The following is a 12,108-nucleotide window of genomic DNA, read 5'->3' as shown; positions in this document are numbered from 1 at the left end:
TCGTATACAAAATAAATGATTTATACGCAAAAAATCGTTAACCTAAGTTCATGCCTCCAGATTTTGCATTTTCGGCAGATTATGGTTAATATTGCGTGCATGAACAAGGATTTGAAACAACTGGTCAAGGAAGAGTGTAAGTTCATGCCCTCCGACGCCCTTGTGGAGCGCTTTCTCGGGGCGATGGAGGAGATTCAGGTCAAACCGCGCCGCCGCATCATCGATTTCGGAAAAATCTGCACCGACGTGTTCTGCGTCAAGAGCGGCATCGTGCGGCTTTTCCATGTGGACGACGCCAAGGAGTCGACCTTCGGCTTTGCCTCTCCCGGTACGATATTCATGTCGCCGCTCTCGTTTTACCTCGACGCACCGGCCTTTCTGATGGCCGAAACCTGCAAGATACCCGCCACACTGCTGCGGATGAACCGTGCAACCTTCTATTCGTTCATCAACGGCTCGGACGAGTTCGCCCGCTGGATGTTCAGCCTGGCATCGGCCCAAATCTGCATCTGCGAGCGGAAGCTTTCGCTCATCAACGGCTCGGCCATGGAGCGTTACCAGGCCGTGCTGAAGAATCGGCCGGAGATTGTCGAGGCGGTAACCGACCGCGTGCTGGCCTCCTATCTGGAGATTACGCCGCAGCACCTCTGCCGGCTCAAGCAGCAGCTCCGCGACAAGCATTCATAGTCACCCGTTCGCCCCCCCCCTCCGGCGATTCATCTTTGGCGATTTGCCTCCGGCGATTTGTCCCGGTATTTGTCCGCAACTCTCTGCCCGGCCTGTCTGTCCGCGGCATTTGTTTTCGCCTGCTTATCCGCCTGTCTACCAGCGACGTTTGTCCGCGCCAGTTCGTCCAAGACTTTTTGTCTGCGGTGTTTGCCTACGCCTGTTTGCCCGCGCCTGTGTCGCTGCCATTATCCGATGTTCGCTGCCCGGGATATTGTTCCGGAGAGTTGCCCTGTGGTGGGGGATTCCGGTTGCTCCGGACTCTTTTTGCCGCCGAGAGCAGTACGGAAAAACAAAAAGACCTGATTTCAATCTGAAATCGGGTCTTTCGTGTGGTACCACCAGGAATCGAACTATTTGATTAAGTGGCTGTATCTCTTTGAATTGGATCTCAGCAAAAGGGATTATCTCCCGCGGTTGCTCCACCGAAAAACCGCACCATTTTGCAGGGTTTCACGGGGTCGATTTCCTACTACGATGCAAAGATAACCTTTTATTTTGAAAAGCAAGCAGATGCCTTCCGATTTTGCTCCACCTCGAAAAGGAATCGAATCGCCGCAAAAAAGACGAATGGCACAATCAAATAATTTGGGTTGTTTCCTGACGGCATCCAGACCATGAAACGCGACCAGCCTCTCCTCGTACATGTTACCGACGTTGTTTTGAACTGTCGGATGCTCATGCCTTCCCGTTTTCATGTGTATATGGTTGTGCGATTGAGTAAAAATCCGTAAATTTGTATAAACCCATCCTGACCCAGACCGATGAAACCGCGCCGCATCATCCTGATTCGGCATGGCGAATGCCATGCGAACAACGACGAAAGCAAATTCGCCACGGAGCCCGACTACACAATTGAGTTGACGGCAAAGGGTATTGAGCAGGCCCGTCAGGCCGGGCGCGCATTGAAGGAGTTGCTGGGTGACGAATCGGTCTATTTCTACATTTCGCCGTTCTGGCGAACCCGCTCGACCTTTGAGAACATCGTCCGCTCCTTTCCCCGAAGCCAGTTTCGTTACAGCGAGGAGCCGCGCCTGCGGGAGCAGGAGTGGGGTTACTTGCGTACCTACGGGGAGTTGAAACGGCTGAAGGCGGAGCGAACCGCCTATGGTGCCTTCTACTACCGTTTCCCGGGCGGCGAGGCCGGCACGGATGTCTACGACCGCATCAACGACCTGCTGGGCTCGCTGCACCGTGATTTTCGCGACCCAGACTATCCCCGCAATTGCGTGCTGATTACCCATTCGCTGGCCATCCGGCTCTTTGTCATGCGGTGGTTTCATCTGACGGTCGAGGAGTTCGAGGAGATGCGTTCACCTGCGAACTGCGCCCTGACGATTCTGGAACTGGACGAGACGGGCGACGAATACCGGCTTCTGACCCCGCTGGCCCGGAATCCCGAGGCACCGATTCGCCGTCGTCCCATCCGCCTGTCCGAGCCTGACGAAGCAGAATAAACCAGCATATAAATTCCACTAAATATCCAAGAAAAACCTATGGAAAACACATACCGATCCATCGGCCTGTTTATCGATGGAGGCTACTACGCCAAGGTGAACGAGGCGCTTGCTGCGCAGGCGTCGCTCAATATCGATATGGGCAGCCTGATGTACCTCGTGCGTCAGCAGGTGTCCCGCATCGGCGGCCACGCCCTGTCGGACTGCCACATCACCGAGAGCCACTACTTCCGTGGCCGTTACCGCGTCTATGATGCCAACAACAAGCACCTGCTCTACAAGGAGCGGCGCTTCGAGGATGCGTTGATCGAAAACGACGTGATCTTCCACTACAAACACCTGCGCGAGGTGCAGCACGACGGCGAGACGACGGTTATCGAGAAGGGCATCGACGTATGGTTTGCTCTGGAGGCCTACGAGTTGTCGGTCATCCGCAAGTTTGACTACGTGGTGCTCATCACGGGCGATGCTGACCACGAGATGCTGATCCGCAAGTTGAAGGCATTGAAGATTCATGCCGTGCTGCTCACGTGGGATGTTGACAGCAACTCGTCGGCCACGTCGAAGTTGTTGAAGGACGAGGCCTGCACGCACGTTGAGTTAAGTGAGCTGGTTGCTGCCGACCGCGAGTTGCTCGGGCGTCTGTGCCGCCGCGTGAAGAGCGAATAAAGAGTAACCTCCCGTAAACCTTGAACGACATGAATATCAATAACCCCGAGGATCTTTTCGAGAATTTTCAGCCTCAAGCCCTGCACACGACTTTGTGCGTGGATGGGGAGACGCTGGATTTCAAGCGGAGCGTATTCTGTTTTGCCAGAAGCGTCCCGCGCTGGCGTGTGATCTTCGAGTGTATTTTCTATTCGAAACGAGCTTCGCTGCCGTTCAAGGTCTATCTGACGCACGTCGGGCAAAATCTCTTTTGTCGGAGAAGCATCAACCGGGAATATCAATGCGAGGATCGTTATGCTGCAACCTTTCCGCGGGAGCGACTTTTCCCAGAGCAACTGCGGCTGGCTCCGGAAGGTGCGGAAATCAACGTCTATATTGAGGATTGCCGGGAATGGGACGTAGCAGACCGTTCGTTCCTGCTGCTGCCGGGCGAGGCGCGGGATTACTTGACGCCGGTACATATTCACTTGTACAAGAAAGAGCAGCAAGACCCCTTGCGTGATACTTCCCTGCGGAGCTTTGCTGGCGAGACTTTCAGTGGCGTTGCGGTCCGGTGTGTATTCGACGTGCACCAGCCGATCAAGGACGACCGCTACGAAATCTTTTTCACGCTCCGAGATTCGGCAGACCGTCGAATTCATCGGCTTAAGGCCAAGGTACAACCGATGTATTACTCGCAGACGGAGCGGGCCGTTGTGGCGCAGGCATTGTTCGATCGGGAAGAGTGGCCGGAGGATGACTACCGGCTGGAGGTTTCGTTTTTGGGCGAGTTAATGACTGCCGTTCGTTTCACGGTCGGAGATGGGGATATTCCGGGCGCATACGGCCCGGCGGATTTTGAAAAATAAGGGACTACGATGGCAGCAAACGATACGGAGAATACGTCGTGCTACGACGAGATGCTGGCCGAGGTGCAGGCGCTATACGATGCCGGGCGCGACCTGGAGGCTAGCGAGCATGCCGATAAGCTTCTGGGCAAAATGGAGCGGCAAGGACTGAACGACTCGTTGCTCTACTCGGAGGCGATGCGGTTATTCGGCATGGCGCAATACCGGATGGAGAACTACCCGATGGCGGATGGAGCCCTGCGCTTTGCCTTCGAGACGCGGAATGCGCTGGGCATGGGCGGCGATGCGGTCGGTATCGGGATTCTGCAAACCTTGAGCGAGATCGCCATTCTGCGCGACCAGCCGGTCGAGGCTGCCAGTCTGCTGACGCTGATCAGTCAAATAATAGAAAATAATCGTACAACTTTTTATAGGATTGAAAACCTTACAGATGAACGTTTAATCTATATTTTTTCTTAATTTCGTATTATGAATAAGGATAATGAAATATATGTTTTTCTTTCTCATTCGCATCTCGATTATGAAAAAGTTAGAACAGTTCGTAATCTTTTGGAACAAGAAGGTTATCGTCCATTGATGTTCTTTTTGAAATGTCTGGAGAATGAGAAATATGAAGAATTGACAAAAACATTAATCAAGGAGGAAATTGACAGCCGGCAACGATTTATTTTATGTGCCAGCGAGCATGCTAAAACATCAGATTGGGTTAAGTTTGAGATAAATCATATTGTTAGCACAAATCGACCTTATGAGATTATCGAATTGGATGCCCCTATTGAGGCTCAAATGCTCGCTGTCAAGAATTTTAAACGACGATCTACTGTTTTTATATCGGCCCCAAGACAATTAGATGCACTTGTTCAGATGACTATTCATGCACTTAAAAAGAATGATTTTCAGATGTTCTATGATAAATATGATTTGATGGAAGGGGCGGATTTTGCGTCTGAAATCAAACAACAATTAAGGAAGTCTTCAGACAATGGATATGTATTGATCTTTATTGATGAAAATCTCAAAGAGAACTCTTTCCAATATTTTGAAATACAATGTGCTATGAAGATCAATCATTCAATGCAAGAGCAACGTGTGATTCCAATATGGGCCTCACAAAAGTTTGATTACGACGAGCTGTTGGACCTGCCCCCAATTGTATTTGAGTGTTTTAGATATCATGCTGGAATAAATGTTTGCAAAATGGATATTAAAACAAGCGCCTTAACAATCGCGAATCGACTGGTCGAGATTGATGTTCAACAAAATAATCACAATGTTGAATCGTCTGTTGCTGAATAATACGACTCCATATAGTCAAATGATTAAATTAAATTTTGTAACTTGCATATATTAAAATCATAAACCAAACGATGAACCAAACGTATACCCCCGCTCCGCTCGATACGCGGGATGTTGAATTGCCGAAGGAACTTGATGAATTGATCGAATGGATGGCCCGCAACGTGCATGAGGTCTGGGCGCAGGGGCGAATCGCCGAGGGCTGGACTTATGGCGAGCAGCGCGATGACAAGCAGAAGACGCACCCGTGCCTGGTGCCCTATGAGGAGCTGCCCGATGCCGAACGCGAATACGACCGTCAGACCGCCGTGCAGACCCTCAAACTGATTCTCAAACTCGGATTCAAGATCCACAAATAACCGCCCCTATGGAATCGAATGCACCCCATTTTACCGAACGGCCCGAAAACGTGGCCCGACTGTTCAAACAGACCCTTTACGGATTGTTGGCTGTTGCGCTGGTGGCGCTGGCCGGCATCGTCTATTTTTACCGCGACAAGCCGATCTGCTTTGGCGTGCTTGTCCTTGTGATCTGGGCTCTTGTTGCCGTATGCGCCCTGTGTTGGCTGGGCTACTGCTGCAAACGGTTGCTGGAGATCTATTCGGAAAGCCGCCAGAAGTTCTCGGAGACCGAGCTGACGCTCTATCAGGAGGCTGTTCGCCACGAACGGGCGATTCAGGATAAACAGCGGGAGACGGTCCAGCCGGATCCCGACATTGAAGCAAAACGCAAGGAGGTCGAACTGGCCAAGCTGGAAAAGGAGCTCCGGGGCCTCAAGTAATCCATTGGTTAACCCAAGCAGCTATCCATGAAGAACTCGCTGAAACGATTTTTTACACTGGGCTTCGATCGGGCCTTCTCGGGGCGAGGCCGCAAGCAGTTTGCCTGGCTGGTCGGGATTTTGCTGCTCTTCTTCGGGGTGATCTATCTGGTCAGCTGGTTCTTCTCCTTTCCGGAGCCTTCGGACGCAGCGACACCCGATTCGCCGCAGGGTGCCGGCGGCAGCGATGTCCCGATGGGGCGCCTGCTGCAATTGATCTGCTTGTTTATCGACCCGGGCAGCGTGGCCAACGTCACGCCCGAACTGCGCTGGTTCTCGCTGGGAGTGGCTATTCTGGGACTGCTGCTCTTTACGGGCCTCTTGATCTCGGTGGTATCGAACATGTTGGAACGACGCGTCGAACGCTACCGCGAGGGCGAGATCGCCTATCCGCTCGAGAATCATGTCGTGGTCATCGGTTTCGACGAGATGGTGCCGATGCTCGTGCGGCAAATCTGCTCGGAACCCCGTTACGGGAATTGCTATATCCTGATCCAAAGCGTACAACCCGCCGCCAAGGTGCGCAACCGCATCCACACGGTGCTCGATGCCCGGCAGGAACGGCGTATTCTGGTGCTGCACGCCCAGCGCAACTCGACCGAAGAACTGGAAAAGCTCTGTACGACCCGCGCCCGCGAGATCTTTCTGATCGGCGAGGCAAACGAATACGACCACGATTCGCTCAACATCGATTCGCTCCAGAAGATCGTGGCCATCCACAGCAAGACGCGGAACAGTCTGCGCATCCCGGTTTCGGTGCTGTTCGAGTACCAGACCACCTACGCCGCGTTCCAAATCTCGGACCTGGCCGAGGAGTGGCGCAAGCAGATCGACTTCCACCCCTTCAACTTCTACGAGGAGTGGGCCAAGAAACTGCTCGTGAAGCGGTGTTACGAAGAGGGTGCTACAAAGGTCGAATACCCGGCTCTGGACCGTGAACCGATCACGCGGGAGTGCGACCAAACGGTCCATCTGGTCATCATCGGCATGAGCCGCGTGGGCGTGGCTCTGGGGGTTGAGGCGGCGCAGCTGCTCCACTTCCCGAACTTCTGCCGCAATCCGCGGTTGAAGAGCCGGATTACGTTCATCGACTCTGCGGCTGACGAGGAGATGAACTTCTTCCGCGGCCGTTACCGCCACTATTTCGACCTGGCACCGAGCCACTATCGGGACATGACACGTCCCGACGAGGAGCGGATCCTCCCGCCGAACTGGGATTACGGTCCCCGGACGGATTTTCTCGACGTGGAGTTCGAGTTTATCAAGGGGCGTGCCGAGACGCCTGCCGTACAGCAACTGTTGGCGAAGTGGGCCGGGGATCCCAAACAACAGCTGTCGATCGCCATCTGCCTGAACTTCCCGCCGCAAGCGATGGCCATGGGGCTCTACCTGCCCGACGTGATTTATGCACGCAATATCCCGGTTTTCGTGCGGCAGGAGACCTCGAGTGCGCTGCTCGACCTGCTCAACAACCGTCTCAAGAAGGAACCGCTGAACCGCTATTCGCATGTCTTCCCGTTCGGGATGCTGGCCAACTCGTTCGACTTGGATCGCCGCAACACTCGCCGGGCACAACTCGTCAACTACATCTACGATTACAAGGGCACATATGGCACAAGCCCGTCGGCTGCGCCATCGGACCATGAGTTGCAACAGAAATGGGACAAACTGCCCGTAGCACTTCAGTGGTCGAATTTCTATTGCGCCGATTCGGTCGACATAAAGCTGCGCTCGCTGGGCTTCGGGGCGACACCGCCCATGCGATTGACAAAGGAACAGATCGAACTGCTGGCCGAGGTGGAGCACAATCGGTGGAACATGGAGAAACTCCTGCTGGGCTACCGCAAGCCGACCCCCGAGGAGGAGCTTCGATGTCGGGACAAGGCTGTCCGCAAGGAGTACAAGGAGAAACGCTTCATCCACACCAATATTCGTCCCTACTGCGAGTTGGCTGAAGGTACGAAAGATTACGACCGCTGCATTTCGGAGTGTCTGCCGCTTGTGGCAGAACAATAAAGCAATGTTTCAGAAAAGTGTGTCTGAAAAAATTCTTTGGGCACACTTTTTTGAAACCGATAATCTTTCTTCTATTAATATCTATTCGAGGTAATAATTATGCATATCGTCCTCTGATAGTTCGTAACCATTTAATATTTCATTACCCCTGTTAATCATTGATTGAATATCCGTAAGCACCCATAAAGAACTTTTAAAATCCTTAACATCCCCATCGTCATACTTGGATGGGAATGCCCGATGTGTAGATAGGTCAAACTTAAGAAGGAGTTTGCCAGTAAGGTTTTTATATCTGTATGCAGCAAACAAATCATTATATATGATAAATTCGGTATCGTCATCGCCAAAGATTAATTCCCCATCTCCTTCAAAGTTCTGATATTCATGAAGTAATTCACCTGTATTAAAATCATATAAATATCTCTTATCGGCCTTACCGACTAAAATAGCTTTACCATTGGAGCTTATTATAACCGATCCCTGATCTCCTCCGTCTGCATTAGCCGACCATATGAAATTCCCTGTTTCAGCATTGAAAACATACAAATAATCTATGTCATATTTCTTCTCTTCTCCATAACAATCTCTTTTTGTGCCTAAATTTTGATATATTACGTCTATTTTTGTTCCATCTGAACTTATCCTCGCAAACCCAATGCTATTATGCGTCTCCATTGAGAGAACTGGATTAAGTGTTAACAATATTTCTCCAGAATTAGCATCCGATGGTTGGCCTGTAGAATCTACTGATTTAGTGAAAACTTTTCTGTCATCGCGGCAAATGATGCATAATCAACTTGTCCGGGATGTCCAATAAGGTTTAACAATTGTTTACCGGTACTTGCATCCCATATTTAGCAGTACTGTCAGCCGATGAGGTGACAATCTTTGTACCATCGTGACTAAATTCAGCAGTCCAAATTTTGTGGTTATGTTTTAATTCAGCAATTTTTGTCCTTGTCAATGCGTCATAAATAATTCTAGTATTGTCTACCTATTATCAATTATTCTTGAGCTATCAGAATTCATTTCATAACGACTATTACTATGTTTATTATATTCACGGCTCATATTCCAAACAAGTAATTCATAGGATGAAGCACTGATTATCTTTTCATACTTGTTGAGAAACTTGGAGTGTTTTTTTAAGAAACCTTCCCCTTCAATTGATCTACTATAATGAAATTCTTATGTGTTATTAATTTATATTATGATAAGGATATGAGCCAATATGTTTATACCTAGTGTTGAGTCAGGCAAAATATTACTATCTGTCAGGTTGAATATTCTCTTCTGCCAAGTAAATGTATATGGCTTGTTTTGCCTTGACACCGGTTATTTCCATAATTTTCGGTATAGTAGTGCCAGCCTTGTAGAGTCGGATGTTGGGGATGATAAAGATATAATAACAGGCTTAGTAGCATCTATTCTGAAAGTTGGTGATATCCTTAAACAAATAACATAGGAAATATGACTTTAATAAAATAAACTTTCTATTTGAGAAATATTGATTGTTATTTATAAATGCTAACTTTATAAGCAAATATACTATTGTATGGCTATCTAATATTTAAACGTAAAAGAGCATTCATCATTTTGCAAAAAAATGCAATTAGGTTTTTGATAAAGAATAGTGTATCTAGTGAACATATTTTTGGATAAACAAAAATTTATATTAATGTTATTTGTTTTATCACAGATCAAGATTGAAGATATTAATCATCAGAAGACTTGCGAGACTTTTAAATAAATCAACTCTAGATGCATATAATAATAAATATTGATAAATCAACATGGTATTTTTATATTTACAAGAAATATGATTTAGATGAAAACAATCTATATAATTATCTTTACAACATCGCTTGTCGTCTAGAAATTTAACGGTAATTTATAATAAGGATTTAATTAATTATCTTATGAATTATTATATGATCTACTGTATTTATTATAAATAGAAAATGCTAGTCGTCTTTTATAAAATACATATAAGTTATGGATAAGAAAAAATACATCGCTTTTATTAGTTATAGTCGTAAGGATCTTAATATGGCTAAATCTATAAAAGAAGATATTGAAAATTTAACTGGGAAAATATGTTGGATGGATCTTGATGGCATTGAAAGTGGAGAAGATTTCGTTAATGTTATTATTTCTGCTATTGACAATTCCGACTACTTTATATTTCTCCTGTCCAATAACTCAATGGCTTCAAAATATACCCAAAAAGAGATAACATATGCTGAAAAAAGAGGGAAAAAAATAATCCCTCTTAATCTTGATAAATGCATACCCCAAGGGTGGTATTTGTTTAACTTTGGTTCTATCGATGTTATAGATATTCATATCAAAGAACAGTTAGAGAAATTTCATAGTAATATAAAAACATGGAGTTCTGATAAAAAAACCAAAGACTCATATCCTAAATTTTTTGAAGACGAGTTTGGAAGAGGAAAGATTGTTTATCTTTTATTCTTAATCGATAGCTCCGGTAGTATGTTCGGGGAAAAAATAGACACTTTAAATATTACTTTAGATTCTGTAATTAAGAATTTTGAAATTATAAATCCTGATGTAGAGATTTTAGTTAATGTACTTCAATATAGTTCTGGTTGCCATTGGATGTACGATGCACCTATTAATATTGAATGCTTCCGGTGGATACCAATCAATGCCAATGGCTTAACGAATTTTGGGGATGCATGTCGTGAATTAAATAATGCGATGTCAAAAGATAAATTATTTTCTTATAATAATATTTATTCAGGATATATGCCTTCAGTAATTTTCTTGATTACAGATGGAACTCCTACTGATGAATATTTATCTAATATTGAGAAACTCTGGAATAATCCTTTTTTTAGGAGTTCAAAAAAGTTTGCAATAGGTTTAAATGATAGAATATCATCAGATATACTAACATTATTTACTAAGAATAAAAAAAGGATATTTATAGTTAAAGACGAAAACATAAATGATCTCAACTCTATTATCACAAGATTATTAACAATGAGTCTTTACAGTGGCTCTATGTCTTTGTTTGAATAACTTAATTTTATCCGTAGACAAGTTTATCATTAATGGAATTATTACATATTATCTTTGAGGAATATGATTCAATATGTTAACTTCTTGTTGTAAATTGTGAAAGGATGTTTAGGATGGCTATTGGAAATAATTCATTTATTTCCTATTTTGTAGATGGTTCCGTGCCTCTGCAGAGGTAGTGTTTCAAAAAGTGTGTCTAAGAAGGTGCCTTCAGACTCTTCAGATATGCAAATATAGCGATTCTTGTTTTCAGATCCACACGCCGCGGCGTGTGGATCTTATTTTTGTGTTATAGTCTTCACTCGGGGAATAATTCCCGATCCAGGTCGATCCGCGGCACCGGCCTCAGATAGGATTTCTTATCCATGGCCGTTTTACCCATCAGCAGCAGTACCGACTCCTCGCTGGGCATGGCTCCCCGCATGCGTGTAACCCGTCGAAAATCCTTCTGCAGACGCTCGATCCAGTTCGTCGTGTAGATCATCGACTGAATCCTTGCCTCGTAGTTCAGATAGGTGAAGTAGGCTTTGTAGGCCGGATCCTCCGCCCGTCGTCGAAAACTGCGGTAATCCTGCCCTCATTTCTCACAGAGTGTCTGCCATTGTTCCCAGGCTCTCTCTACCGTATAGCTGCGATCCCCCGTACGGAAGAGCTGCCGCAGATCCTCGGCCAGCTCTCCCTTGTCGCCGTTGCGCACGCAGCTCAGCAGATTGCGTTTCAAGTGCGTCGTACAGCGTTGCAGCGGGGTTCCGGGAAAGACCGCACTGATGACATCCTCCAGACCCTTCAGCCCGTCGGCACACACCAGGCCGATCTTCCGAACGCCTCGTTCCTGCAGCTCTGCGAGCATCTCGCCCCAGCCCAGGGCGCTCTCCGTGGGTTTGTTGAAGATCCCAAGCACTTCACGCCGCTTGTCTTCACGCACGGCGAGCACTACATAGGGACAGTCGTTTAATTCCGTCATTATGAGTCAATCGGCAGACTGTCCCGGTAATTTTTCCGATTGAACTCATCTTTTTATATTTTCGGCTCCGTTTCGGAGCCCCTTTTTTCATTTTTGGACCCAACTGGAGCCAATACTCCAGTGAAAGGGCCGTTTCTCATTCACCTCGAACATCAGGCAGCCTGAGCAATTTCGTTGACTTCCCGCCGGACGAGCTGTACTGCATTCGCCGTGTGGATGCCAAAGAAGATGTACAGGATTTCGGTCAACTTCGTCCTTGCCTTG

General features: G+C 47.3%; 12 protein-coding genes and 1 pseudogene. 10 read left to right on the top strand and 3 right to left on the bottom strand.

What is annotated here, in order from left to right; translation table 11 throughout:
* Positions 1-99 precede the first annotated feature (99 nt).
* Positions 100-687 (top strand): Crp/Fnr family transcriptional regulator, encoded by a 588-nt coding sequence (locus B5F90_RS10080; protein WP_087362677.1) that lies wholly within the window; start codon positions 100-102, stop codon positions 685-687.
* A gap of 443 nt (positions 688-1,130) precedes the next feature.
* On the opposite strand, the gene B5F90_RS10925 is transcribed toward B5F90_RS10080, so the two are convergent.
* Positions 1,131-1,424, bottom strand: a complete 294-nt coding sequence (locus B5F90_RS10925; protein ID WP_143256170.1) for a hypothetical protein — start codon at positions 1,422-1,424, stop codon at positions 1,131-1,133.
* 66 nt (positions 1,425-1,490) lie between these two features.
* Between B5F90_RS10925 and B5F90_RS10075 the strand changes: the two genes are divergently transcribed.
* The 8 genes from B5F90_RS10075 (at position 1,491) to B5F90_RS10040 (ending at position 7,832) form a co-directional block, all read left to right on the top strand.
* Positions 1,491-2,183, top strand: a complete 693-nt coding sequence (locus tag B5F90_RS10075) for a histidine phosphatase family protein (protein WP_087362676.1) — start codon at positions 1,491-1,493, stop codon at positions 2,181-2,183.
* A 39-nt stretch (positions 2,184-2,222) separates the two neighbouring features.
* Positions 2,223-2,852, top strand: a complete 630-nt coding sequence (locus tag B5F90_RS10070; protein ID WP_087362675.1) for an NYN domain-containing protein — start codon at positions 2,223-2,225, stop codon at positions 2,850-2,852.
* A 29-nt stretch (positions 2,853-2,881) separates the two neighbouring features.
* Positions 2,882-3,700 carry a hypothetical protein gene (locus B5F90_RS10065; RefSeq protein WP_087362674.1) on the top strand — a complete coding sequence of 273 codons (819 nt, stop codon included), beginning with the start codon at positions 2,882-2,884 and terminating at the stop codon, positions 3,698-3,700.
* A gap of 9 nt (positions 3,701-3,709) precedes the next feature.
* Entirely contained in the window at positions 3,710-4,159 is a 450-nt protein-coding gene (locus tag B5F90_RS10060) for a hypothetical protein (protein ID WP_087362673.1), read from the top strand.
* A gap of 9 nt (positions 4,160-4,168) precedes the next feature.
* The gene (locus B5F90_RS10055; protein WP_087362672.1) at positions 4,169-4,996 is read left to right on the top strand and encodes a toll/interleukin-1 receptor domain-containing protein; all 828 of its coding nucleotides are present in this window, start codon (positions 4,169-4,171) and stop codon (positions 4,994-4,996) included.
* A gap of 71 nt (positions 4,997-5,067) precedes the next feature.
* Positions 5,068-5,355: a RyR domain-containing protein gene (locus B5F90_RS10050; RefSeq protein ID WP_087362671.1), complete on the top strand. Its 288-nt coding sequence runs from the start codon at positions 5,068-5,070 to the stop codon at positions 5,353-5,355.
* 8 nt (positions 5,356-5,363) lie between these two features.
* Entirely contained in the window at positions 5,364-5,777 is a 414-nt protein-coding gene (locus B5F90_RS10045) for a hypothetical protein (RefSeq protein ID WP_143256169.1), read from the top strand.
* A 252-nt stretch (positions 5,778-6,029) separates the two neighbouring features.
* Positions 6,030-7,832: a hypothetical protein gene (locus B5F90_RS10040; protein WP_239307794.1), complete on the top strand. Its 1,803-nt coding sequence runs from the start codon at positions 6,030-6,032 to the stop codon at positions 7,830-7,832.
* Positions 7,833-7,913: 81 nt separating this feature from the next.
* Here the strand turns inward: B5F90_RS10040 and B5F90_RS10035 are convergent, their stop codons facing one another.
* A complete protein-coding gene (locus B5F90_RS10035) occupies positions 7,914-8,507 on the bottom strand; it encodes a PQQ-binding-like beta-propeller repeat protein (RefSeq protein WP_087362668.1) in 594 nt (197 codons plus the stop codon).
* A gap of 1,320 nt (positions 8,508-9,827) precedes the next feature.
* Between B5F90_RS10035 and B5F90_RS10025 the strand changes: the two genes are divergently transcribed.
* Complete coding sequence (locus tag B5F90_RS10025; protein WP_087362667.1) at positions 9,828-10,880, top strand: TIR domain-containing protein; 1,053 nt, start codon at positions 9,828-9,830, stop codon at positions 10,878-10,880.
* A gap of 298 nt (positions 10,881-11,178) precedes the next feature.
* Here the strand turns inward: B5F90_RS10025 and B5F90_RS11205 are convergent.
* Positions 11,179-11,844 (bottom strand): annotated as a pseudogene (locus B5F90_RS11205) (transposase).
* Positions 11,845-12,108: the final 264 nt, after the last annotated feature.

Origin of the sequence: Alistipes sp. An31A, assembly GCF_002159425.1 — a bacterium.
Taxonomy (GTDB): domain Bacteria; phylum Bacteroidota; class Bacteroidia; order Bacteroidales; family Rikenellaceae; genus Alistipes; species Alistipes excrementigallinarum.
This window is presented reverse-complemented; position numbering and strand designations above follow the sequence as displayed.

Excerpts from the sequence above, each read along its gene's own strand:
- B5F90_RS10080 (WP_087362677.1), top strand. The coding sequence starts at position 100 with ATGAACAAGGATTTGAAACAACTGGTCAAGGAAGAGTGTAAGTTCATG.
- B5F90_RS10925 (WP_143256170.1), bottom strand. The coding sequence starts at position 1,424 with ATGAAAACGGGAAGGCATGAGCATCCGACAGTTCAAAACAACGTCGGT.
- B5F90_RS10075 (WP_087362676.1), top strand. The coding sequence starts at position 1,491 with ATGAAACCGCGCCGCATCATCCTGATTCGGCATGGCGAATGCCATGCG.
- B5F90_RS10070 (WP_087362675.1), top strand. The coding sequence starts at position 2,223 with ATGGAAAACACATACCGATCCATCGGCCTGTTTATCGATGGAGGCTAC.
- B5F90_RS10065 (WP_087362674.1), top strand. The coding sequence starts at position 2,882 with ATGAATATCAATAACCCCGAGGATCTTTTCGAGAATTTTCAGCCTCAA.
- B5F90_RS10060 (WP_087362673.1), top strand. The coding sequence starts at position 3,710 with ATGGCAGCAAACGATACGGAGAATACGTCGTGCTACGACGAGATGCTG.
- B5F90_RS10055 (WP_087362672.1), top strand. The coding sequence starts at position 4,169 with ATGAATAAGGATAATGAAATATATGTTTTTCTTTCTCATTCGCATCTC.
- B5F90_RS10050 (WP_087362671.1), top strand. The coding sequence starts at position 5,068 with ATGAACCAAACGTATACCCCCGCTCCGCTCGATACGCGGGATGTTGAA.
- B5F90_RS10045 (WP_143256169.1), top strand. The coding sequence starts at position 5,364 with ATGGAATCGAATGCACCCCATTTTACCGAACGGCCCGAAAACGTGGCC.
- B5F90_RS10035 (WP_087362668.1), bottom strand. The coding sequence starts at position 8,507 with ATGGAGACGCATAATAGCATTGGGTTTGCGAGGATAAGTTCAGATGGA.
- B5F90_RS10025 (WP_087362667.1), top strand. The coding sequence starts at position 9,828 with ATGGATAAGAAAAAATACATCGCTTTTATTAGTTATAGTCGTAAGGAT.